The 22,863-nt window shown below is 43.5% G+C and carries 25 protein-coding genes; all 25 read left to right on the forward strand.

The genetic code is table 11. The annotated features are described in order from the left end of the window. Positions 1-331: 331 nt before the first annotated feature. The 25 genes from ACXAGV_RS06000 (at position 332) to ACXAGV_RS06120 (ending at position 22,742) form a co-directional block, all read left to right on the forward strand. Complete coding sequence (locus ACXAGV_RS06000; protein WP_474872465.1) at positions 332-2,011, forward strand: S8 family serine peptidase; 1,680 nt, start codon at positions 332-334, stop codon at positions 2,009-2,011. 289 nt (positions 2,012-2,300) lie between these two features. Further along, complete coding sequence (locus ACXAGV_RS06005) at positions 2,301-3,695, forward strand: DUF4397 domain-containing protein (protein WP_474872466.1); 1,395 nt, start codon at positions 2,301-2,303, stop codon at positions 3,693-3,695. A 133-nt stretch (positions 3,696-3,828) separates the two neighbouring features. After that, positions 3,829-5,937 (forward strand): GAF domain-containing hybrid sensor histidine kinase/response regulator, encoded by a 2,109-nt coding sequence (locus ACXAGV_RS06010; protein WP_474872467.1) that lies wholly within the window; start codon positions 3,829-3,831, stop codon positions 5,935-5,937. Between the two features lie 220 nt (positions 5,938-6,157). Beyond that, positions 6,158-6,526: a 50S ribosomal protein L14 gene (gene rplN / locus ACXAGV_RS06015; protein WP_012519228.1), complete on the forward strand. Its 369-nt coding sequence runs from the start codon at positions 6,158-6,160 to the stop codon at positions 6,524-6,526. A 12-nt stretch (positions 6,527-6,538) separates the two neighbouring features. Further along, positions 6,539-6,853 carry a 50S ribosomal protein L24 gene (rplX, locus tag ACXAGV_RS06020; RefSeq protein ID WP_014950912.1) on the forward strand — a complete coding sequence of 105 codons (315 nt, stop codon included), beginning with the start codon at positions 6,539-6,541 and terminating at the stop codon, positions 6,851-6,853. 17 nt (positions 6,854-6,870) lie between these two features. Then, positions 6,871-7,410, forward strand: a complete 540-nt coding sequence (rplE, locus tag ACXAGV_RS06025) for a 50S ribosomal protein L5 (RefSeq protein WP_012519226.1) — start codon at positions 6,871-6,873, stop codon at positions 7,408-7,410. Between the two features lie 12 nt (positions 7,411-7,422). Next, positions 7,423-7,728, forward strand: coding sequence for a 30S ribosomal protein S14 (rpsN, locus tag ACXAGV_RS06030; RefSeq protein ID WP_012519225.1), 306 nt, complete (start codon positions 7,423-7,425; stop codon positions 7,726-7,728). 13 nt (positions 7,729-7,741) lie between these two features. Then, positions 7,742-8,134, forward strand: coding sequence for a 30S ribosomal protein S8 (gene rpsH, locus ACXAGV_RS06035; RefSeq protein WP_012519224.1), 393 nt, complete (start codon positions 7,742-7,744; stop codon positions 8,132-8,134). A gap of 13 nt (positions 8,135-8,147) precedes the next feature. Next, positions 8,148-8,681 carry a 50S ribosomal protein L6 gene (gene rplF / locus ACXAGV_RS06040; RefSeq protein ID WP_118491876.1) on the forward strand — a complete coding sequence of 178 codons (534 nt, stop codon included), beginning with the start codon at positions 8,148-8,150 and terminating at the stop codon, positions 8,679-8,681. Positions 8,682-8,693: 12 nt separating this feature from the next. Further along, a complete protein-coding gene (gene rplR, locus ACXAGV_RS06045; protein ID WP_014950908.1) occupies positions 8,694-9,047 on the forward strand; it encodes a 50S ribosomal protein L18 in 354 nt (117 codons plus the stop codon). 9 nt (positions 9,048-9,056) lie between these two features. Beyond that, on the forward strand, positions 9,057-9,557 hold the full coding sequence (rpsE, locus tag ACXAGV_RS06050; RefSeq protein ID WP_012519221.1) for a 30S ribosomal protein S5: 501 nt from the start codon (positions 9,057-9,059) through the stop codon (positions 9,555-9,557). A gap of 6 nt (positions 9,558-9,563) precedes the next feature. Next, positions 9,564-9,743 (forward strand): 50S ribosomal protein L30, encoded by a 180-nt coding sequence (rpmD, locus tag ACXAGV_RS06055; RefSeq protein WP_012519220.1) that lies wholly within the window; start codon positions 9,564-9,566, stop codon positions 9,741-9,743. 3 nt (positions 9,744-9,746) lie between these two features. Next, the gene (gene rplO / locus ACXAGV_RS06060; RefSeq protein WP_012519219.1) at positions 9,747-10,181 is read left to right on the forward strand and encodes a 50S ribosomal protein L15; all 435 of its coding nucleotides are present in this window, start codon (positions 9,747-9,749) and stop codon (positions 10,179-10,181) included. Between the two features lie 5 nt (positions 10,182-10,186). After that, positions 10,187-11,506, forward strand: coding sequence for a preprotein translocase subunit SecY (secY, locus tag ACXAGV_RS06065; RefSeq protein ID WP_014977524.1), 1,320 nt, complete (start codon positions 10,187-10,189; stop codon positions 11,504-11,506). Positions 11,507-11,544: 38 nt separating this feature from the next. Beyond that, positions 11,545-11,661: a 50S ribosomal protein L36 gene (rpmJ, locus tag ACXAGV_RS06070; protein ID WP_012519217.1), complete on the forward strand. Its 117-nt coding sequence runs from the start codon at positions 11,545-11,547 to the stop codon at positions 11,659-11,661. A gap of 175 nt (positions 11,662-11,836) precedes the next feature. Beyond that, positions 11,837-12,193: a 30S ribosomal protein S13 gene (gene rpsM, locus ACXAGV_RS06075; protein WP_012519216.1), complete on the forward strand. Its 357-nt coding sequence runs from the start codon at positions 11,837-11,839 to the stop codon at positions 12,191-12,193. A 14-nt stretch (positions 12,194-12,207) separates the two neighbouring features. Next, a complete protein-coding gene (gene rpsK / locus ACXAGV_RS06080) occupies positions 12,208-12,600 on the forward strand; it encodes a 30S ribosomal protein S11 (protein WP_012519215.1) in 393 nt (130 codons plus the stop codon). Positions 12,601-12,624: 24 nt separating this feature from the next. Next, the gene (gene rpsD, locus ACXAGV_RS06085; protein ID WP_012519214.1) at positions 12,625-13,245 is read left to right on the forward strand and encodes a 30S ribosomal protein S4; all 621 of its coding nucleotides are present in this window, start codon (positions 12,625-12,627) and stop codon (positions 13,243-13,245) included. 19 nt (positions 13,246-13,264) lie between these two features. Beyond that, complete coding sequence (locus ACXAGV_RS06090; protein ID WP_334059942.1) at positions 13,265-14,254, forward strand: DNA-directed RNA polymerase subunit alpha; 990 nt, start codon at positions 13,265-13,267, stop codon at positions 14,252-14,254. A gap of 41 nt (positions 14,255-14,295) precedes the next feature. After that, the gene (gene rplQ, locus ACXAGV_RS06095) at positions 14,296-14,697 is read left to right on the forward strand and encodes a 50S ribosomal protein L17 (protein ID WP_012519212.1); all 402 of its coding nucleotides are present in this window, start codon (positions 14,296-14,298) and stop codon (positions 14,695-14,697) included. A 204-nt stretch (positions 14,698-14,901) separates the two neighbouring features. After that, positions 14,902-16,254 carry a flagellin N-terminal helical domain-containing protein gene (locus ACXAGV_RS06100; RefSeq protein ID WP_474872468.1) on the forward strand — a complete coding sequence of 451 codons (1,353 nt, stop codon included), beginning with the start codon at positions 14,902-14,904 and terminating at the stop codon, positions 16,252-16,254. A gap of 222 nt (positions 16,255-16,476) precedes the next feature. Further along, a complete protein-coding gene (locus ACXAGV_RS06105; RefSeq protein WP_474872469.1) occupies positions 16,477-17,883 on the forward strand; it encodes a mannose-1-phosphate guanylyltransferase/mannose-6-phosphate isomerase in 1,407 nt (468 codons plus the stop codon). A gap of 210 nt (positions 17,884-18,093) precedes the next feature. Next, positions 18,094-20,376, forward strand: a complete 2,283-nt coding sequence (locus ACXAGV_RS06110) for a glycosyltransferase family 2 protein (protein ID WP_474872470.1) — start codon at positions 18,094-18,096, stop codon at positions 20,374-20,376. A 21-nt stretch (positions 20,377-20,397) separates the two neighbouring features. Beyond that, on the forward strand, positions 20,398-21,363 hold the full coding sequence (locus tag ACXAGV_RS06115; protein WP_474872471.1) for a hypothetical protein: 966 nt from the start codon (positions 20,398-20,400) through the stop codon (positions 21,361-21,363). 62 nt (positions 21,364-21,425) lie between these two features. Continuing rightward, on the forward strand, positions 21,426-22,742 hold the full coding sequence (locus ACXAGV_RS06120; protein WP_474872472.1) for a glycosyltransferase family 2 protein: 1,317 nt from the start codon (positions 21,426-21,428) through the stop codon (positions 22,740-22,742). The last annotated feature ends 121 nt before the right edge of the window (positions 22,743-22,863 follow it).

Below are 22,863 nucleotides of genomic sequence, written 5' to 3' on the forward strand. Positions count from 1 at the left end.
GTAGAACACATTGGGCGTGCATTTCATTAAGTGTGGTGTTTTTTTAAGTATTTTAAAAGGTATAAAAAATACTTACCAGGGTTAAGGCAACATACTCAACCGTTTGATTTGCCGCCTAATATGAGCTCTGTAGCTAACCTGCTTATCGGTGGTTACCTACAAACCTGACAAACGGGTTGGTCGTTGCAACGCAGTTGCGTCGGTTGTCATGGATGAGCTTTTCGTATGAGGTAATGGTTATACCTGTATGTCATTTAATAACAAATAGCTTCAAAAGCACGGATAAAAACAGTGCTGAAGTTTATAAGACAGATAAAACAGGAAATAAATTTTGAACTCAAAATTAAATAAGAAACACACATGTCTAACAGCAGCTGCACTAGCTGTGTCCTTTGGTTTAATGACTAACTCTGCAGTGGCAGCAGGTGAAGGTCTAATCAAAGTTAAAGAAAAACCGCAAACGCTAAAACAAGCACTAGGCAAAAAACTCACTATTGACCGCCTTGTAACGGTGGATCAAGAGCGTTACATCATTAAGTTCAAAGATGAGATGGTAAGTGAAACCCTAGAGGTAGCCAACTCAAGCGGTAAGTTTAGTAGTAAAGCTAAGTCAAAGACTAAACTGAAAACCAAAAAGCCTTTCAACATTGCATCTGCTAAGTCTGAAGTAAGAAAAGCGGGTGGCTCTATCAAGAAAGAGCTTAAGAAGCATAAAATGGTGGCGGCTACCATGAGCAAGTCTGCACTAAATAAGCTTCGCAAAAACCCTAATGTAGAAAGTATTGAAGTGGACGTGCGTCGTAAACCTATGGCGCAAACTACGCCATACGGCTACACCATGGTCCAAGCGAATCAGTTTGGTCAGTCAGATACTACAGCTCGAAAAGTATGTATTATTGATACGGGTTATAACCTAGGTCACCCAGACCTTCCTGGAACAAACGATGGTGTTACGGGACAAGCAAATAATGGTGCAGTTGGTAACTGGTATAACGACGGCAACGGTCACGGCACACACGTAGCGGGTACAATTGCCGCGTATGATAACAATGAAGGTGTGGTAGGTGTATATCCAGGTGTAGATATGCATATCGTTAAAATCTTTAATGATAATGGCCAATGGACGTATGCGTCTGACTTAATCGGTGCAATCACTCAATGTCAGGATGCAGGTTCAAATGTGGTTAACATGAGCTTAGGTGGCGGTAGTTCTTCTACTACTGAGCGTAATGCTATGCAAAGCTTTACTGATGCAGGCATGTTGCTAGTAGCGGCGGCAGGTAACGATGGTAACAGCGCAAAGTCTTACCCAGCTTCATATGATGCTGTAATGTCGGTTGCGGCGGTAGACTCAAATGAGAACCGTGCAAGCTACAGCCAATATAACGATCAGGTTGAAATCGCTGCGCCAGGCAGTGCTGTGCAGTCTACCTATCCAACCAATACTTATGCATCTTTAAGTGGTACGTCTATGGCAACGCCACACGTGGCAGGTGGTGCAGCGTTGGTATGGAGCTACTTCCCGCAGTGTTCAAACAATCAAATTCGTAGCGCACTTAATGCAACAGCTGAAGATAAAGGCAGTGCGGGGCGCGATAACTTCTATGGTTATGGATTAATGCAGCTGGCTGATGCATATAACTACCTTAACACTAATGGCTGTGACGGAAGCGGCACAGGTGGCGGTGGTGGTTCTGAGCCCGGTGTAGAGCCAGTATCAGGTCAACTAACAGGCCTTTCAGGCACGCGTAGAAACTGGGATCGTTACACATGGACTATTCCAGAAGGTGTATCGCAAATGACCATTCGCACCTCTGGTGGCTCAGGCGACGCTGATCTTTATGTGAAGTTCGGCTCACAGCCAGAAACCAACAACTATGATTGCCGTCCATACCAAAATGGCAACAGCGAAGTATGTACATTTGATGCGCCAGCATCAGGTACTTGGCACATCGGTATTCGCGCGTATTCGTCATATAGCGGCGTAACGCTATCTTACTCGTATGAGTAGATAACCCCGTCTCCCAAGACACATTCAAGCCTGCTGCTCAGCAGGCTTTTTTTATGTCCATTACACACCTCGAATAGCCCTTTTGAATAAAGAAGGTACTACAACAAACCGTCAATTTTCATAAAGAAAGGTCAGGTTTGCAAAGATAGTGTAAAGCCCTGAACCAAGCTCTTTTAAGACAGCCATATCGCTGTATTGTGCGTGCAAATATAAGCACTTGTTACATGTGCCACTTTGCGTTCACGCAGTTTTAAACCAACAAAGAATAACTTCAAAGGACATCCAATTTATGCAATTGACCTCTCACTCTTTGCGCAGTGGAACATGGTTCCGTGCAGCGGCAATAGGTCTTGTGGCGCTGCTAGGGCTTACCGCATGTGGTGGCTCAGACAGCAGTAGCTCAGATTACTCTTATGCTTACATACAGTTTTATAACGCTTCACCGAATGGCGCGAATGTTGAAATGCGAGAGGTGGATGGAGACAGTTTTGGTTCAGCTCAATTTGGTGATGCTACGTCCATGTATTCTATGGATGAAGACGAATACGAACTTGAATTCATCCGTACTGACTCTGATGACCAAGAGGTTTACATTGACGAAATCACAGTAAATTTAAAAAACGGTTATAAAACTATTGTTGTGATGAGTGGCGACTTCAGCAACCCAACGTTTACAACATACTCGTATGAACGGGAAACCCTTGAAGACCATTTTCGCTTGTTTGCGCTTTCTGTGGCAGCAGACGATTCGTCGTATGATTTTTATATGAGTGAATCAGGCGACCCGTTCGAAGCCGCTAACTTCTTGGGTACTGTTACGACGGGTGACATGGTAGAGCTAGACTACTGGGATGCTGACGATGACAGTGAGTACTTCGATGAAGGAGAATACACTATTTACCTTACTGAACCAGGTGGTAATAACGTTGTGTTTGAGTCACAAACCCTTGATTTTGTGTACGAAACTGAGTATTTAATGACCCTACGTGATGTAAGTGGTGCTATTCAAGAAGGGCTTGTGGTCGATACGGTGCTGAACTCTTCGACAGTGACCGCGCTTACCGACGTAGAAGCCGACTCACAATATCGTATTTATAATTCGACTAACCTAGATGCAGAGTTGCAGGTAACATTTGGTGGCAACACTGACGAAGAAGACGTGAGCTTCACGCTTGCGGCAGGTGAATTATCTGAGTTTAGTACCATTCGCTATGGTGACTATCGCGTTACGGTTACTGACCCTTCAGGTACAGTAACATCACTTAGCAATAAGCTGATTACCCTTAACCAAGGTGAAAGTAAGGCTATCCTTATCTACAACACTGACAACAAATTAGGTGCAGCAACCTTTGTAGAAAGTGGCTTGCCTCAGGCTTACGATAAAACCATTAATTTTATAAACCTAGTTAGCGATTTTGATGACGTAGATTTCTACTTAGTGAGAAACGATGAAACCATAGATACTGCCGAGTATGATGTTCAAAATTTAGAGTTTGCTGAAAGCACTAGCGAAGTATTGCCTTCAGATTACTATGAGGTGATTGCGGTTTACGAAGATAGTAACGAGGAACAAGTGCTTTTAGATAGAACGGCTTTATTTGGTTTTACCGAAGAAGAAAACTACATCGTGACTGTAGAGCCAGCAGAGACGCCAACTGGTTATAAAATTAATGTGCTTTATTAACGGGTTAGTCTTTTTATTATACTAATTGATGAGAGGTAAAGCTTTCATCTCTTGAAATATCTCATAGATTAAAAAGGTCAATGTTAGCAATATTGGCCTTTTTAATTTGCAGTCTGGGAGGGCGACAATCCTCATGAGTATTATTCAAGACCTACAAACAATATCTAACGACAGGGCTATGTTGTTAGATGAAAAATTAGAGAACTTACTGTGTATCGGCACAGAGATTCTTCGCTTAGAAACAGGGATTGTGAGTAATATTCGAGGTGACCAGTACAGCGTTCAAAGTGTGGTTACGCCGGGCAATAACATATCTGAAGACGCTAAGTTTTCCCTCTGTGATACCTATTGTGCCGATGTGGTAAGTGCTGGCTCAGTGGTTTCGTACCATAACATCGATATCCAACCTGGCGCTTCCCACCCGTGTTTTGAAAAATATACGCTTAAAAGCTATCTCGCTGCTCCTATATATGTGTTTGGCGAGTTTTATGGCACGGTTAACTTTTCTTCGCTCTCTCCAAGAGAAGAGGTATTTAGCTCACTAGAAACCGATTACCTCCTACTTCTAGCCTCATGGATTGGTAACGAACTGGAGCGTCAGCAAGCACTCAATAATTTGAATGCGCAAAAAGTTGTTCTAGAAGAGCGAAACTCTTTACTTAATCAAATTACAAATTTAGCTGGTGTGGGTACTTGGGAACTGAATGTAGATAGCGGCTCGGTAGTGTGGTCAGGTGCGTTAAAACGAATGCTGCATGTACACAGCGAACGCGTATTGAAGCCAGAGGAAATCGTAAATTTTATTGTTAGTGAAGAACAGAGAAAAAATTACGTTAATCAGTTTCAGAAAATGATAAAAACAGGTCAAGACTTTGCTTACGAGGTTGAAGTGAAAACCGACGCCGGAGAGCCGAGATGGCTCGAAAGTAGAGCCCATCCAATAATGGAAAATGGACGTTGTGTAAAAGTGATCGGCGCTACTGTTGATATCACGCAAATGCAAATAGACAAAGCAGTACTCCGCCATAAAAGTGAACTAGCAGAAAGTGCGTTAAAAGCCCGAAGCGATTTTTTGGCCAATATGAGTCATGAAATTCGAACGCCTATTCACGGAGTTCAAGGAATGTTAGAAGCATTGTTGGCAACGCCACTTAATACAAAACAGATGGAGTTGGCTTCAATTGCATCGCAAAGCGCAGAGTCTTTGCTCAATATTGTGAACGGGATTTTAGACTTTTCTAAGTTTGGTTCAGGTGATATATCCTTCGAAGAAGACCCTACTAGCCTTTTCGAAACCATCGAAGAGCAAATCCCCATGTTTTTAAGGCTTGCTGAAGAAAAAGGGTTGGAATTTAGCGCAAATATAGCTTCTGTTAAGGGCATTACCTTTCTTGCAGACAAGCTGAGAGTGGGGCAAGTTCTGATTAATCTTCTCAATAACGCATTCAAGTTTACAAAAAAGGGGGAAGTCACGCTTGAAGCAAAATATACGCGATATGGGCGAGGCCGATATCGTGTGAAGCTTATAGTGACTGATACTGGCATCGGTATTAGCGCGCAGCAGCAAAAAATTATTTTCACTCCTTTCATGCAAGCAGAGAGTTCATCGGAGCGTCGTTTTGGCGGTACAGGTTTAGGACTATCCATTGTTAAACAAATCGTTGAACACTACAACGGTAAAATTGAAGTAAGCAGCGAACTAGGTATAGGTGCGCGCTTCACTGCAACACTAACACTTGACGACGCTAATGCGGGAGCGATAGCAGAGAAAAGGTCTGCGCTAAATGCAGTTTATACCCCAAGTGAAGAGGAATTAAGCACGCTAAAAGCGCTTGTCGTTGAAGATAATGAGATTAACCAACTGGTCATCAAAGAGCAGTTAAGAGAAATAGGATTGGCAAGTGATTTAGCAGTTAATGGAGAAGACGCGTTAGAGAAAGTGAAGCGCTCAATTGCAGAACAGTCACATTACTCTATTATCCTTATGGACTGTCATATGCCAATTATGGATGGTTTAGAGGCGACGAAACAGATCCGAAAACTAGACCATCAAAGTTCAACGCTTCCAATTATCGCGTTAACCGCTAACGCATTAACGGGAGATAAAGAAAAATGCTTGAAATCTGGTATGAGCGACTTCATATCTAAGCCTGTTGGTGTAAGTCGTTTAAAAGAATGTGTTTTTAGACATTTGAGTAAGCAGTTCGTAAACAACGTCTCAGCGCTAAAAGATCCTGCTTGATAACCTATGACGTGGTTATCAGCCCCGGCTTTTAGTCGGGGCTTTTTTATTGCACACATAGTTTAAAAATAATTCAATTTACCGCTATCACTTCCTTTTCTTTTCTGTTATTATTTCGCGCCCTTTTTATGGGGGTATGTACATAAAAGCAACGATATCCAGTTGTTTTTAGCAGCACTAACGACTCGGGAGAGTCTTAATTTAAGAGCGGAGCACTAACATGATCCAAATGCAAACTAACCTGGACGTTGCAGACAACAGCGGCGCTCGCAGGGTTCAGTGTATTAAGGTTCTTGGTGGCTCGCATCGCCGTTATGCAGGTATCGGTGACATCATCAAAGTTACTGTTAAGGAAGCAATTCCTCGCGGTAAAGTTAAAAAAGGTGACGTACTGAATGCAGTGGTGGTGCGTACTAGAAAAGGCGTTCGTCGTGCAGATGGTTCTACCATTCGTTTTGACGGTAACGCGGCTGTTATGCTTAATGCTAACAAGCAACCAATTGGTACGCGTATCTTTGGCCCGGTTACCCGTGAGTTGAGAAGTGAAAACTTCATGAAAATCATCTCATTGGCCCCAGAGGTACTATAAGGAGTCACGATAATGGCTAATAAAATTCGTCGTGATGATGAAGTAGTCGTATTAGCGGGTAAAGACAAAGGCAAACAAGGCAAAGTCCTTAAAGTGCTTATTGCTGATAACCGTGTAATTGTAGAAGGCGTTAATCTTGTCAAGAAGCACACTAAGCCAAACCCACAACTGGGCGTAGCTGGTGGCATCGTTGAGAAAGAAGCTTCTATTCACGTTTCTAATGTTGCGATTGTTAACCCGGCAACGGGCAAAGCAGATCGCGTTGGTTTCCGTTTCGAAGATGAGAAGAAAGTACGTTTCTTCAAGTCTAACGGCGAACTTGTTTAATTATATTGGAGAGTACGATGGCGAAACTGCATGATTTCTATAAAGAAACAGTAGTAGCTGAACTTGCTAAGCAGTTCGGATACAAAAGCGTCATGCAAGTCCCTCGGATTGAAAAAATCACTCTAAACATGGGTTTAGGTGAAGCAGTTGCTGACAAAAAGGTGCTTGAGAATGCTCAAGCTGACATGACGGCTATCGCCGGTCAGAAGCCTGTTGTTACAGTTGCTAGAAAATCAGTAGCGGGTTTTAAAATCCGTGAAGGTTATCCGATTGGCTGTAAAGTAACCCTACGCGGCGAGCGTATGTGGGAATTCCTAGAGCGTTTGATTTCAATCGCTATTCCACGTGTTCGCGATTTCCGTGGTTTGAATCCTAAATCATTCGACGGACGTGGTAACTACAGCATGGGCGTGCGTGAGCAAATCATTTTCCCTGAAATCGATTTCGATAAAGTGGATAAGGTTCGCGGTATGGATATTACTATCACTACCAGTGCGAATACTAATGACGAAGCACGTGCTCTGCTGGACGCGTTTAACTTCCCATTCAAAAAGTAGGGGTGTAGGGTTATGGCAAAAGAATCAATGAAGGCACGCGAAGCTAAGCGTACTAAGCTAGTAGCTAAGTATGCTGAGAAGCGCGCCGCACTTAAAGCGATTATCAGCGATGTTAACGTTTCTGAAGAAGAGCGTTGGGACGCTGTTCTGAAGCTACAACAACTGCCACGTGACTCTAGTTCTTCACGTCAACGTAACCGTTGCCGTGTAACTGGTCGTCCACATGGTTACCTACGCAAATTCGGTCTTAGCCGTATTAAGCTTCGCGAAGCAGCGATGCGCGGTGAAGTCCCTGGCCTTAAGAAAGCCAGCTGGTAAGGAGTAGCTGATAATGAGCATGCAAGATCCTATCGCGGATATGTTTACCCGCATCCGTAACGGCCAGATGGCACAGAAAGTTTCTGTGACTATGCCTTCTTCAAAACTTCGCGTTGCAATCTGTGAAGTATTGAAAGCAGAAGGTTATATCACTGACTTCGCTGCTTCTGGTGACGTTAAGCCTGTTTTAGAAGTTACGCTTAAGTACTTCGAAGGCAAGCAAGTAATTGACACTATCGAACGTGTAAGCCGTCCTGGTCTGCGCATCTATAAGAAAAAAGATGAGCTTCCAAAGGTTATGGGTGGTTTAGGCGTAGCTATCGTGTCGACTTCTAAAGGTGTGATGACTGACCGTGCAGCGCGTAACGCTGGCATGGGCGGTGAGATCATCGGTTATGTAGCATAACGGAGGAGTTGAAATGTCACGTATAGCAAAAGCCCCAGTAGACGTTGTATCAGGTGTAGAAGTTTCTATCTCTGGTCAAGAAGTTACTGTTAAAGGTAGTAAAGGCACTTTGACCCGCGTTTTCAACGACGCTGTAGAAGTTGCACAGGAAGAGAACCAACTTAAAGCACTTCCACGTGAAGGTTTCGCTGACAGCTGGGCACAAGCAGGTACTGCTCGCTCTATCCTGAACGCAATGGTTCAAGGTGTTTCACAAGGTTTCGAGAAAAAACTTACATTGTTAGGTGTTGGTTACCGTGCACAAGCACAAGGTGCCAAGCTAAACCTTACACTAGGTTTCTCTCACCCTGTAGTATACGAAATGCCTGAAGGCATTACGGTTGAAACTCCTAGCCAAACTGAAATCGTCGTTAAAGGCGCCGATAAGCAGGTGGTTGGTCAGGTTGCGGCGAACATTCGCGGTTACCGTCCACCAGAGCCTTACAAAGGTAAAGGTGTACGTTACGCTGACGAACACGTACGTCGTAAAGAAGCTAAGAAAAAGTAGGTGGGTGATACGATGGATAAGAAAACAGCTCGCATTCGTCGCGCTACTCGCGCACGAGCAAAAATTCGTGAACTGGCCGCGCATCGCTTGGTAGTTAACCGTACACCTCGCCACATCTACGCTCAGTTAATCGCTCCTTGCGGTTCTGAAGTGTTGGCAGCGGCTTCAACTGTTGAGAAAGATCTTGCAAAAGATCTTAAGTCTACAGGTAACGCTGAAGCAGCGACGGTAGTCGGTAAAGCAATCGCAGAGCGCGCGCTTGAGAAAGGCATTAAAACAGTGGCTTTCGATCGTAGTGGTTTCCAATACCACGGTCGCGTTAAAGCATTAGCTGATGCAGCTCGCGAAGCTGGTCTTCAGTTCTAGGAGTTTATAATGGCTAAACAAGACGTTCAAAATGGTGAATTTCTAGAGAAATTGATCGCTGTAAACCGCGTTTCTAAAGTGGTTAAAGGTGGTCGTATCTTTAGTTTCACTGCATTGACAGTAGTGGGTGACGGTAACGGTCGCGTTGGTTTTGGTTACGGTAAGGCACGTGAAGTACCTGCTGCAATCCAAAAAGCAATGGAAAAGGCACGTCGCAACATGGTTGACGTAGACCTTAACGGTCACACGTTACAGCACCCGATTAAAGGTCGTCACTCTGGCTCTAAAGTTTACATGCAGCCAGCATCTGAAGGTACCGGTATTATTGCCGGTGGTGCGATGCGTGCAGTACTTGAAGTAGCTGGTGTACAAAACGTACTTTCAAAATGTTACGGCTCTACAAACCCAATCAACGTTGTACGTGCAACAATCAACGCGCTGACAGAAATGAACAGCCCGGCGAAAGTTGCTGCGAAGCGTGGATTGTCTGTAGAAGAAATTTTGGGGTAATCAGACATGGCAACGATTAAAGTAAAGCAAACTAAAAGTGCAATTGGCCGTCTGCCAAAGCACAAAGCTACGCTTAAAGGTTTAGGCCTTCGTAAAATCAACCATGTTCGTGAACTGGAAGATACCCCAGCCGTTCGTGGCATGATCAACCGTGTACATTACATGGTTGAGATAGTGGAGGAGTAAGACATGCGTTTAAATACAATTTCTCCAGCCGAAGGTTCAAAGCCTACTGGTAAGCGTTCTGGTCGTGGTATCGGCTCAGGTCTTGGTAAAACAGGTGGCGTAGGTCACAAAGGTCAAAAAAGCCGTTCAGGTGGCCGTGTTAAGCCAGGATTCGAAGGTGGTCAGATGCCTATCCAGCGTCGTCTTCCTAAGTTCGGTTTCACTTCACGCAAGAGCTTTGTTACTGATCAAGTAACTCTTGCAGAAATCGCGAAGGTTGATGGTGATACTGCGTCTCTTGAGACTTTAAAAGCAGCTGGACTTGTTAAGAAAGAAATCCAGTTCGTTAAAGTTGTAAAGAGCGGTGAAGTTTCACGCGCTGTTACAGTAAGCGGGTTAAAGGTTACTAAAGGCGCTAAAGAAGCGATTGAAGCTGCTGGCGGTAAAGTAGAGGAATAAGCTAGATGGCTAAACCAGGATTGGATTCAGGCGCTAAAAGCGGCTTGAGTGAGCTTAAGGCAAGATTGTTGTTCGTACTTGGTGCGATTGTTGTATTCAGACTAGGTTCTTATGTTCCTATCCCTGGCATCGATCCAGCGGTACTTGCTGACTTGTTCGAGCAACAAAAAGGCACCATTGTAGAAATGTTTAACATGTTCTCTGGTGGTGCGCTTGAGCGTGCATCCGTTCTGGCTTTGGGCATTATGCCATACATTACTGCATCCATTATTATGCAGTTGCTCTCGGTGGTTCACCCACCGATGGTGGAGCTTAAAAAAGAAGGCGAAGCAGGCCGTCGTAAAATTAGTCAGTACACGCGTTATCTAACGCTTGTACTGGCTATCTTCCAATCAATTGGTATTTCGACTGGTTTGCCTAACCTGATTAATGGATTGGTGATAAACCCTGGCTTCGGATTCTACTTTACGGCAGTAGTGAGCCTAGTCACAGGAACTATGTTCCTTATGTGGTTGGGTGAGCAAATTACCGAACGAGGTATTGGTAACGGTATCTCTATATTGATTTTTGCTGGTATTGTTGCCGGTCTGCCAACAGCGATAGGTCAGACTGCGGAACAAGCAAGGCAGGGCGACATTAACTTGTTGTTCCTACTGTTGATTGGCGTGATTGTTATTGCTCTTACATACCTAGTTGTATTTGTAGAGCGCGGACAGCGCAGAATTGTGGTAAACTATGCAAAACGTCAGCAAGGCCGTCAGGTTTTTGCTGCGCAAAGCACCCATTTACCGCTAAAAGTCAACATTGCTGGTGTAATTCCACCAATCTTTGCTTCTAGCATTATTCTGTTCCCGGGTACTATCGCAGGATGGTTCGGACAGAATGAATCAACAGCGTGGTTGCAAGATGTAGCGCTTATGCTATCTCCTGGTCAACCGCTGTACGTGATGTTATACGCAGCTGCGATTATCTTCTTCTGCTTCTTCTACACGGCGTTGGTATTCAACCCGCGTGATACAGCAGATAACTTGAAGAAGTCTGGCGCGTTCATCCCAGGCATCCGCCCGGGTGAGCAAACGTCACGATACATTGACAAGGTAATGACTCGCCTTACACTGGCTGGCGCACTGTACATAACCTTTATTTGTTTAGTGCCTGAATTCATGCTGATCGCTTGGAATGTTCCGTTCTACTTCGGTGGTACGTCGCTTCTAATTATTGTAGTGGTTATCATGGACTTTATGGCACAAGTACAGACACATTTGATGTCTAGTCAATATGAGTCTGTGCTGAAGAAAGCTAACCTTAAAGGCTACGGCCGATAAGTTAGCCCCTTAATATTGATAGAAAGGGGAAAGATGTAATGAAAGTTCGTGCATCAGTAAAAAAGATTTGCCGTAACTGTAAAGTTATCAAGCGCAACGGTGTTGTGCGTGTAATTTGCAGTTCTGACCCAAAGCATAAGCAGCGTCAGGGCTAATCTAAGCGGAACAAGATATTCGCAAAGCTAAGTAAGCAGAACCTAGATAGTACTTGTCTGGTTCTGCTAGTTTTGTTTTAAAGTATTTTGAACCTTAATTTGCAATTTAGTCGACGGGTAAGTATCCTATCGGGCTTTTTAGGTCGTCGACAAATAAACAAGAGGAGTGCTGTTAATGGCCCGTATCGCTGGCATTAACATTCCTGAGCACAAGCATGCTGTAATCGCTATCCAAGCGATCTATGGCGTTGGTCCCACACGTGCGAAAAGCATTTGTGCGGGTGCTGGTGTTGCAGAAAATACAAAAATCAAAGAGCTAGACGAAGCTACTATTGATAAGCTTCGTGACGAAGTGGCTAAATTCACCGTTGAAGGTGATCTACGCCGTGAAGTCTCTATGAGCATCAAACGTTTGATGGACCTGGGTTGCTTCCGTGGTATTCGCCACCGTCGTAGCTTGCCTCTACGTGGTCAGCGCACTAAAACTAATGCGCGTACCCGTAAAGGTCCTCGTAAGCCAATTAAGAAGTAAACGGGGAGTAAGTTATGGCTAAAGCACCAGCTCGTAGCACGCGTAAGCGCGCTAAACGTCAGGTTGCAGACGGAATGGCTCATATCCATGCGTCTTTCAACAACACAATTGTGACTATTACAGACCGTTCAGGCAATGCACTAGCATGGGCGACATCTGGTGGTTCTGGTTTCCGTGGTTCACGTAAATCTACCCCATTTGCTGCACAGGTAGCTGCTGAGCGTGCAGGTGTTGCTGCACAAGAATACGGTCTTAAGAACCTTGAAGTATTCGTTAAAGGTCCAGGTCCAGGCCGTGAGTCTGCGATCCGTGCTCTTAACGCTACAGGTTATAAGATCACAAACATTACCGATGTGACCCCTATTCCTCACAACGGTTGTCGTCCACCGAAAAAACGTCGCGTTTAATCGACGGACAGTTGGAGAAAGATCATGGCAAGATATTTGGGTCCTAAACTCAAACTTAGCCGTCGCGAAGGAACTGACCTGTTCCTAAAAAGCGGCGTTCGCGCAATCGATTCTAAATGTAAAATCGATACAGCGCCTGGTCAGCACGGTGCCCGTCGTGGCCGTCTGTCTGACTACGGTGTTCAGCTGCGTGAAAAGCAAAAAGTTCGTCGTATGTACGGCGTTCTGGAAAAACAATTCCGCAACTACTATAAAGAAGCTGCACGTCTAAAAGGCAACACAGGTGAAAACTTGCTACAGCTTTTAGAACAGCGTCTTGATAACGTAGTTTACCGTATGGGTTTCGCTAGCACTCGTGCTGAAGCACGTCAGCTAGTTAGCCACAAGGCGATCATGGTAAATGGTCAAGTTGTGAACATCCCATCGTTTAACGTTTCTGCCGAAGACGTGGTTTCTGTTCGTGAAAAGGCTAAAAAGCAAGCGCGTATCGTTGCTGCTTTGGAACTGGCTGACCAACGTGAGAAGCCAACCTGGATTGAAGTAGACAGCAGCAAAATGGAAGGCACTTTCAAGCGCGTTCCTGAAAGAACTGACCTGTCTGCGGAAATTAACGAACAGTTGATCGTCGAACTTTACTCTAAGTAAAGCTAACTAAAGAGGAAGCATTGTGGGTTCTGTGACTGAATTCCTAAAACCGAGATTAGTTGAGATCGAAAACGTTTCTCCTACTCGTGCCAAAGTAACTTTGGAACCACTAGAGCGCGGCTTTGGCCACACTCTAGGTAACGCCCTACGTCGTATTTTACTGTCATCTATGCCAGGATGTGCAGTTACCGAGGTAGAAATTGACGGCGTTCTTCACGAGTACAGCACCAAAGAAGGTGTTCAGGAAGACGTAATTGAGATTTTGCTAAACCTTAAAGGTTTAGCGGTTCGCCTTGAAGGTAAAACTGAGGCAACCCTAACTCTAGTGAAATCTGGCGCTGGCCCTGTTGTTGCTGGTGATATTCAGCATGATGGCGACGTAGAAATTGCAAACCCTGAGCATGTAATTTGTACTTTAACTGGCGAAGCTGAAATCAGCATGCGCATTAAAGTAGAAATGGGCCGTGGTTATGTACCTGCTTCTACCCGTCGCTCCTCTGAAGAAGATGATCGTCCAATTGGTCGTTTGTTAGTAGACGCTTCATACAGCCCAGTTGAACGTATTGCTTACACTGTTGAGTCTGCACGTGTTGAACAGCGCACAGACCTTGACAAACTAATCATCGACATGGAGACGAACGGTACTTTGGATCCTGAAGAAGCGATCCGCCGTTCTGCTACTATCCTAGCTGAACAGCTAGATGCATTCGTAGACCTACGTGATGTATCTGAGCCAGAAGCGAAAGAAGAGAAGCCAGAATTCGATCCGATTCTGCTTCGCCCAGTAGATGACCTAGAGTTAACAGTACGTTCTGCAAACTGTTTGAAAGCAGAAGCTATCCAGTACATTGGTGACCTGGTACAGCGCACTGAGGTTGAGCTACTTAAAACGCCAAACCTTGGTAAGAAATCGCTAACTGAAATCAAAGATGTTCTAGCATCTCGTGGTCTTTCTCTAGGTATGCGCCTAGAAAACTGGCCGCCAGAGAGCATCGCTGAAAAAGATTAATCAGGTTTTTATCAAACTGATTTGTAGAGAAGGATAAAACTATGCGCCATCGTAAGAGTGGTCGTCAGTTGAATCGCAACAGCAGCCATCGTCAAGCTATGTTCAAAAACATGGCCGGTTCTTTGGTCAAGCACGAAGTGATCAAAACTACGTTACCAAAAGCGAAAGAATTACGTCGCGTAATCGAGCCTCTAATCACTATGGCTAAAGAAGACAGCGTTGCAAACCGCCGTCTAGCTTTTGCTCGCACTGGTGACAAAGAGGTTGTAGGTAAACTATTCAACGAGCTTGGTCCTCGTTACGAAGCTCGCCCAGGCGGTTACACTCGCATTCTTAAATGCGGTTTCCGTGCTGGCGACAATGCCCCAATGGCATATGTTGAGCTAGTTGACCGTCCAGTTGTAGAAGCTGAAGAAGAAGCAGTAGAAGCAACTGAAGAGTAATTAATACTCGATTAGAAAAAGGGGCCTGAGTGAAAACTCAGGCCCCTTTTTTTGTATTTGTTGTTTTGTTCTCAATATTATCTATTCGTACCGTAAACATCATTTATTTGGCATGCTTATTGTTAACATTTATTTAGGGCAAGAACTTATTCAAAGCTAAGTTTACATCTGTATTAAACAAGGCGAAGGCGTTAAGGAAAAAACGTGCTATCGGTTACAGGAAATTACCAGTCTTTAGGTCTTTCAACTTTACAAAACACAGCTTTATCAACACGCCTAGAGCGCTTAAGTTCTGGGTTAAGAATAAACAGCGCTGCTGACGACAGTGCCGGACTTCAAATATCTAATAGACTTGCTTCAGAGAAAAGAGCCTATACGCAACTGAACCGCAACTTAAATGACGGTATAAGCTATGCACAAATTGCAGAGGGTGGACTGCAAGAATCTGCCGCTATACTGCAACGAATGCGGCAGCTGGCAATACAGTCGCAGAACGGAGTCAATAATGTCAACGACCGTGCAGCGTTGGATAAAGAATTTCAGCAGCTAAAAAATGCACTGAATGGCATTGCGTACAATACCGAAGCGTTTAATCGTTTACCGCTAGTGGATGACAGCGATTTGCTTTCTGCTAACGTTCCCTCTCTTAGTAGCACATTTACTAACGGTGTCACTCAAAGTATGACAAGCGGGTTGCGCTCTATCGCTTATATTCCCGCAGGCTCTACCAACATACAGATTAACTTAAACGATAATGGTGCTAATGACGATATCCAACTGTTTAATGTAGATGGTAAACACTTAGCGGGCACCCCTTTGTCTGCGGGAACATGGAATAGTAACGGCATTTCAAATAGTGCATCCATAGAAAGTACGTTCTTCTTACCAACTAATGGGTATGAACCAACAGCGAGCTATGATGACAGCAATTTGCTAACTATAGGTACAGCAACTATAGATGGAAACAGTATTTCATTTACCGGAGATCAAAACGCAAGTGGTAACCTTAATGAAACCCTTACAATCGCAAGTAATGCTCAGCCGTTAATAATCTCTGTAATTGGTTCTGGTGCTTTCAATGTAACTGCTTCGTGGACGTCGCTTGGAAACGAAGGCGGACCAACCTTCACATTAGGCCCGGTAGACATAACCGCTACAAACCAACTCGGTGTTGGCACTGACTTCATTGAACTAAGTAAAACACCCGCTACGTTAGCTGACCTTGGGTTAGATGGCACATCACTACAGAACGAAAGCGATGCAGAAAGCGCACTCGAGCGAATAGATAGCGCTTTGCAGTCCGTAAGCGAAAGCCGAGCATTTTACGGCGCGAAAATTAATCAAATGGCATCAGCCATTAGAAACAATGCGATAGGCTTCGAAAATATAAGCCGCGCCCATTCACAAATAACGGACGCAGACTTTGCGTCAGAAACCGCACTGCTTACTCAAGCGCAAATAGTCGAACAAGCGAGTATATCTGTTCGGGCCCAAGCTAAGTCTAGCGATGAGCAGATATTGGGGTTGTTGAATGACACAGTTAGTCAAAGTGCATGAATAATGAGTTCTGTGTCTCGACTCTGATTCCAACACTTTAAATGAGACTATCATAATCTATGTGCCTTAAACCTAAATCATCATATTTTAAGACACTATTGTTTCAACTGTAGCTCAATACAACTTTGCCATTTAATCGTAATACAAATCTTTGTATACTAAACAGAGAATATATAAATAACAGGACGTGGGCACAGAACCCACACATCAAGGATATTACAAATGAAACCAGTAGTATTAGCTGGCGGCTCAGGTAGTCGCTTATGGCCAAAGTCTCGTGCAGCACTTCCAAAGCAGTTTCTGTCTCTCACATCAGACAGCACTATGCTACAAGACACAATTACTCGCTTAAAAGGCACGCCAGCTCAAAATCCAATCTTTATTTGTAATGATGCACACCGCTTCCTAGTAGCTGAGCAACTTCGTCAAAAAGATATCCAACACGGGGGGATTCTTCTAGAGCCTGTTGGTCGTAATACGGCACCGGCAATTGCATTAGCTGCACTACACGCCACAATTAATGGCGAAGACCCTGTTCTTCTTGTCCTAGCTGCAGATCACCTTATTAAAGACAACCAAGCATTTCACACTGCTATTGCTAAGGCCGAAAAGCTGGCAGAGCAGGGTAAACTTGTTACTTTCGGTATTGTTCCAGACCAGCCACATACAGGGTATGGTTATATTAAAGCGGGCGAGCAAGCGGGCGAAGGTTTTGAAGTAGCACAATTTGTAGAAAAGCCTGCACTAGAAACTGCAAAAGAGTATGTAGATTCTGGCAGTTACTACTGGAATAGCGGCATGTTCATGTTTAAAGCAAGCCGTTATTTGGAAGAGCTAGAAAAATATAACCCTGAAATGCTAGACGTGTGTAAACGTGCTATCGACACTGAAACACCAGATCTAGATTTCATCCGTGTAGACCACGATATTTTTGCAACCTGCCCAGATGATTCAATCGACTATGCAGTGATGGAAAAAACAGATAGCGCTGCTATGGTCCCACTAGATGCAGGCTGGAGCGATGTAGGCAGCTGGTCTTCACTGTGGGAAACTGCTGAGAAAGACGAAAACGGTAACGCTACTGTAGGCGATACAATCCTCGAAAACACCAAAAACAGTTACGTAAATGCTGAGCAGCGTTTGGTTTCTGTAATTGGTTTAGAAGACGTTATCGTAGTAGAAACTAAAGATGCCGTAATGGTTGCCCACAAAGATGATGCACAAAGCATTAAAACGGTTGTGAACAAACTTAAAGCTGAACATCGCCCAGAGTTTGAATTCCACCGTGAAGTATTCCGTCCATGGGGAAGCTACGATTCTATCGACAGCGGCGCCCGTTTCCAAGTAAAACGCATTACGGTTAAGCCAGGTGAAAAACTATCGGTTCAAATGCACCACCATCGTGCCGAGCATTGGATTGTAGTATCGGGCAGTGCAAACGTAACTATTGATGAAGAAACACAGCTAGTTACAGAAAACGAGTCGGTTTACATTCCAATCGGCGCAGTTCATGCACTAGAAAACCCAGGTAAGATTCCGCTAGAGCTTATCGAAGTGCAGTCAGGTGCATATCTTGGTGAAGATGATATTGTTCGCTTCTCTGATAGATATGGGCGCGTTGCTAAATAGTTAAGAGTGACATTTTGAAAAAGCACCGTAAGGTGCTTTTTTCGTTTAAGGGGCGCTCTCTTAAAGTTAAAATGCTGAATATCCTGTGTTGCCACTATTTGAAATAGGTTATTATTAGCGACAATAGCTGGTTTGCATGCTCAGTAGCTGAACCATGCGATATTAAGGAAAGCAGTTTAGCATTGCATAGGAATAGGGTGTTCACGCATTTTGTTATCAAAAGTATTAAAGCCATCTAATCTAAAACGATTAGCGTATCGGCTAGCCAAAAAGTTAATCATTGTCCCTCACCACCAGTTGACTGAAACCACGTCGGAAAGTAATGGCTCAAGTTGGGTATCAAACGGCGATGATCCGCAGTTTATTATTCATCCTGCTCGCCGCCTTCCTACTCGCAGCTTTAAAAAAGGGTGGTATCTTCTTCGTGTCAAAATAACGGAAGCAAAACATCAGTCGCACGTGGGAAAGTTGTATTCCAATTTACAGAAAGGCGAACTAACCACTGTTGACGTACCATGGCACAGCACCAAATTTGTAAACCGTCTTTTCTATCTTGAAAATAACAATACCATGCTTCGTTTCGACCCTTGTGAAGCAGAAACTGAGTTTACTCTGAACACGTTCATGATATCGAAAGTGCCGTCTTTCATTGCGATGCGACACATGAAACAGCGACTATATAGGCTGCTCAGCCATGTCGATGACGTAGAAGAATACCTTGATACAAACCGTAAGCTAAATGGCGGAAAGCTAATAGAGACAGTTTACGAAGAATATAATAAGACTTTTACCACAGGCGTCATGGAAAAAAGCTATCCGTTCTGGGTAGAGTTCGACGAGCCGCGCACGTTACAGAAAATGCAGCAAACCTTCACCCCAGAACAGTCAGAAGTGAAGTTTTCTATTATTCTTCCTACCTACAACACTGACCCTATTTATTTGAGAGAGTGTATCGATTCTGTTCTTCGGCAAGCTCACAAAAATTGGGAATTATGTATTGCCGATGATGCGTCGACCAACGCAGAGACTATTAGCACATTAGAGTCATACGCACTAAAGCACGCCAATATTAAATTGAACCTGCTGAGCGAAAACGGGCATATTTCCAAATCAAGTAACGCCGCTTTAAGTATGGTAACTAGCGACTACGTTCTACTGCTTGACCATGACGATACGTTACCTGCTCACACGTTATCCTTCTTTGCGAAAGCTATAACAGATAACGCAAACGCGAAAGTGCTTTATGGCGACGAAGATAAAATAGACGAGCAAGGTAATCGACATCAGCCGCACTTCAAACCTGATTGGAACCCAGATTTACTTCTAAGCCAAAACTACATATGTCACCCCGTAGTGTACAAAACAAGCGTGCTTAAAAAGATAGGTGGATTTAGAGTAGGTGTAGAAGGTTCGCAAGATCACGATTTACTTTTGCGGGCGACGGCCGGCCTTAAGCGTGATGAAGTTGTGCATTTACCTTTCATTCTTTACCACTGGCGTGTTATTGAGAACTCGACAGCCTCTAATGCTTCTGCTAAGTCGTACACGACAGATGCTGGCATTGAAGCCATAAGGAATTTCCTAGAACATTTAGGTCAAAATGCCTCTGTTGTTAAAGGTAAGTACCCAAATACATACAAAGTTAATTGGGCGTTGCCAAATGAGCAACCGCTGGTTAGCTTGGTCATTCCGACAAGAGATGGGTATGACATTCTAAAACAGTGTTTAGAGTCTATTTACGACAAAACGTCATACAAGAACTTCGAAATTATTGTTGTAGATAACCAAACGACCTGTGATAAAACACTGGGCCTCTTCAGTGAGTACACTAATACCAAAGCTAATTTCAGAGTTTTAAAATGGGATAAGCCTTTCAACTATTCTGCTATTAACAACTTTGCAGTCTCCCAGGCCGAAGGTGAAGTAGTTGGGCTAGTTAACAACGATATCGAAGTTATAAACGAAGACTGGTTATCAGAAATGGTGTCGCATGCCCTTAGGCCTGAAATTGGCTGTGTAGGTGCGAAGCTTTATTACCCTAACGATACTATCCAGCATGCGGGAGTAGTACTCGGAATAGGCGGCGTTGCCGGTCACTCTCACAAATATTTCCACAAGAGCGAACCCGGGTATTTTACCCGTTTGCATCTTGTACAGAATATGTCAGCAGTTACAGCAGCATGCTTACTAGTCCGCAAAAATGTGTTTGAAGAGGTTGGTGGGTTAAACGAACAAGACTTAACAGTTGCCTTTAATGACGTAGATTTTTGCTTAAAAGTTCACACCGCAGGCTACCGAAACCTATTTACCCCGTGGGCTGAACTTTACCATCACGAGTCGATAAGCCGCGGTGAAGAAGATACGCCAGAGAAAGTGGCGCGATTTAATAAAGAAAGTGAGTATATGAAGGATAAATGGAACAAGCTATTGTGCAATGACACAGCTTATAACCCTAATTTGTCCAATACCCATGAAAACTTTTCGCTTAAATAGTAACTGAATTTTAGAAGTATTATGAATAACAATTTTCCATTATTTTTTATCCATATTCCCAAAACCGCTGGTTCTAGTTTCCGCGTTGCTGCAGAAAGGTACTTTGGTTCTGATGCTACCTACTATGATTATGGCCAGGGTAATCAAGAAACCCATCCCGATATAATAAAATATGAATATGAACTAAAGGATAGATATTTAGCGGCCAAGACTATAAAACAGAACGCTAAGTTTTTGTCTGGGCATGTGATATATCCCAAATATGCCCCGTTTTTTCAGCCAAAAAGTGTTGTGACTTTTGTTCGAAACCCTGCACAGCAAGTGCGCTCTCATTACGAGCATTTTTCTAGGCTTCATGGTTATGAAGGAACCTTTGCCGACTTTATCAAGGAAAATCGCTTTGCCAATATGCAGTCGAAAGCTTTAAATGGAGTGTGGCCAGACGCAATAGGTTTTATTGGTATCACTGAGCGTTATGACGAATCAATTGCGCTGTTTAATAAGTATTATGAGACCGACATCAAAGTATTAGATATAAACAAAAACTCAGCAAAGTCTTCAGGCGCTTATGTACTAAGCGAAGATGAGCTGTCTCTTATCCGCAAAATGAATCATCAAGACTTTGCTTTGTACGAATATGCGTTGAAGCGCTTTGAACTGCATCAGTCCTTTGTAGAGCAAGAACTTCCTTTAATCAGATTTGGTCAATTACACGTTGCGCCAAAGGACAAAGGAATGCAGTTTAATATTTGGGGCTGTTGTTATGAGCAAGAAGGTGCACTTGCTGCTGATATTTTGTTAGATGATATTGTAGTTGATGAAGTGAAGTTGGCTGACTACAGACCGCTAGCGGCTGAAAGGCACATTCACCGCGACGGCTTCGTCGGAAAAGCCTATAGATATCCAACTTCTTTCAAAAAAGGCCAAACGGTAAAAGTCAGAGAAAAGCAGACAAATACCATTATTTTTGAAGATACAGTTAGCTGAACAACAGCAACTAAAAATACATGTGACTTTGCTATCGTCCGAATTAAATAAGCAGTCTTATAATGAAAAAACGTTCACAGAAAACAGCTATCCGTAGGGCAACAGGTGCTGCGAAACAAAAGGCGAGACTCTTTTTAAATGCCGTAATGCCAAAAAAACATAGGATTGAGCGCTCGGGTGTTATTAAAAGTGAATTGCACCTTCAAAGCCATAATTCTAGTTTATCAGACAGTGAGATGACTTTTATTCGGAACCTGCTGGAAAAAAGTGACAAATCCCTCGTGAAACGCCTTGGTTTTAAAAGTGGTACATTAGACGGTGTGTCTCAAGCGGAGATCACAGTTTCGCTGGACAATGCAAAAGAACTGGTTACTCACTACTCAGCGTCAACGGACATTACTACACTAGTTACCCTAATATTGAATCATGCAGAGTTTCCAGTTAATCATTTCATAATGAGTGTAAATCTAGCCCCCGAGGTCTTCAGAGATTTAGCAATACTATTTAGAAAGGTTAACACCTATACAAGCTTTTGGTTAATAGCAAGAGCCAAAATGCTCCGTCCAGAAGGGCCTGTTATATCCGAATTGTTTGAATCAATTACAGACGAATATATAGCAACGATCAATGTGGGGATCGGAGTTATTACCTTTAACAGGAAAGATCATTTAGCAAAAACGGTTGAAGCCGTTAAAGCGTTCACAACGGGTAATTATCAACTTGTTGTCGCCGACGACGGTAGTAAAGACGATACGGTAAAGTGGTGTGAACAAAATAACGTGCCTCATACGAATTGCGCGAATAAAGGTGTTGTTCGAAATAAAAACAGAGCCCTGTATTACCTTAATGAAGTCAAAAAAGTTGATGTGTTAATTCTGCTAGAGGACGACTGTAGACCAAATAAAGAAGACTGGCAAAAAGAGTGGGTGATTGCAGCGCTTTTATGGGGTCACATTAATTATGCGCATAAGCGAATTATAAATAAAGGCGAGGCCGTGGTTTCAGGTACAGGCTCAAGTACTTCACCGTACTTGTGCAAATTAGTTACAGGGCAATGTACAGCTTGCAGCAAGGATGCGATGGATAATATAGGATACCTAGACCCAAGGTTTAGTGGCTATGGTGCCGGGCATGTGGAATGGACAGAAAGATTTATTCGTCAGGGATATAACGGCACTATAGAAAAGCAGTGGGTTTATCCAGCAATTAATACTGGGTTAAATTCTGATGATGCGCCTACTTTCAAAAACCCTGATCAGCTTGAAAAAAACAGAGCGCTTAAAAAGAAAATAAGTAAAGAGTCTCACAAGCGTGAAGCTTGGCTTGGTAAACAAGAGAGGCTAGAATTTTTAGAAGAAATAAATTCCATTAGTCATTAAGCGGCAGCGACGCAAAAACTGTCGGGCAGTTGAAGCGATTATGTCTAAAATAATGTTGAAAATTTAAACAGCTCATACTAGGGTAATTATTAATATAATTCCAAGATAGCTATTAGTATTC

It is taken from the genome of Alteromonas sp. ABH4_453, assembly GCF_056160665.1.

Coding starts and splice junctions, on each gene's coding strand:
- ACXAGV_RS06010 (WP_474872467.1), top strand. CDS start 3,829: ATGAGTATTATTCAAGACCTACAAACAATATCTAACGACAGGGCTATG.
- secY (WP_014977524.1), top strand. CDS start 10,187: ATGGCTAAACCAGGATTGGATTCAGGCGCTAAAAGCGGCTTGAGTGAG.
- rpsD (WP_012519214.1), top strand. CDS start 12,625: ATGGCAAGATATTTGGGTCCTAAACTCAAACTTAGCCGTCGCGAAGGA.
- rpmJ (WP_012519217.1), top strand. CDS start 11,545: ATGAAAGTTCGTGCATCAGTAAAAAAGATTTGCCGTAACTGTAAAGTT.
- rpsH (WP_012519224.1), top strand. CDS start 7,742: ATGAGCATGCAAGATCCTATCGCGGATATGTTTACCCGCATCCGTAAC.
- rplQ (WP_012519212.1), top strand. CDS start 14,296: ATGCGCCATCGTAAGAGTGGTCGTCAGTTGAATCGCAACAGCAGCCAT.
- rplR (WP_014950908.1), top strand. CDS start 8,694: ATGGATAAGAAAACAGCTCGCATTCGTCGCGCTACTCGCGCACGAGCA.
- rplX (WP_014950912.1), top strand. CDS start 6,539: ATGGCTAATAAAATTCGTCGTGATGATGAAGTAGTCGTATTAGCGGGT.
- rpsK (WP_012519215.1), top strand. CDS start 12,208: ATGGCTAAAGCACCAGCTCGTAGCACGCGTAAGCGCGCTAAACGTCAG.
- rplF (WP_118491876.1), top strand. CDS start 8,148: ATGTCACGTATAGCAAAAGCCCCAGTAGACGTTGTATCAGGTGTAGAA.
- rpsN (WP_012519225.1), top strand. CDS start 7,423: ATGGCAAAAGAATCAATGAAGGCACGCGAAGCTAAGCGTACTAAGCTA.
- rpsM (WP_012519216.1), top strand. CDS start 11,837: ATGGCCCGTATCGCTGGCATTAACATTCCTGAGCACAAGCATGCTGTA.
- rplE (WP_012519226.1), top strand. CDS start 6,871: ATGGCGAAACTGCATGATTTCTATAAAGAAACAGTAGTAGCTGAACTT.
- rpsE (WP_012519221.1), top strand. CDS start 9,057: ATGGCTAAACAAGACGTTCAAAATGGTGAATTTCTAGAGAAATTGATC.
- ACXAGV_RS06005 (WP_474872466.1), top strand. CDS start 2,301: ATGCAATTGACCTCTCACTCTTTGCGCAGTGGAACATGGTTCCGTGCA.
- rpmD (WP_012519220.1), top strand. CDS start 9,564: ATGGCAACGATTAAAGTAAAGCAAACTAAAAGTGCAATTGGCCGTCTG.
- rplO (WP_012519219.1), top strand. CDS start 9,747: ATGCGTTTAAATACAATTTCTCCAGCCGAAGGTTCAAAGCCTACTGGT.
- ACXAGV_RS06120 (WP_474872472.1), top strand. CDS start 21,426: ATGAAAAAACGTTCACAGAAAACAGCTATCCGTAGGGCAACAGGTGCT.
- ACXAGV_RS06105 (WP_474872469.1), top strand. CDS start 16,477: ATGAAACCAGTAGTATTAGCTGGCGGCTCAGGTAGTCGCTTATGGCCA.
- rplN (WP_012519228.1), top strand. CDS start 6,158: ATGATCCAAATGCAAACTAACCTGGACGTTGCAGACAACAGCGGCGCT.
- ACXAGV_RS06115 (WP_474872471.1), top strand. CDS start 20,398: ATGAATAACAATTTTCCATTATTTTTTATCCATATTCCCAAAACCGCT.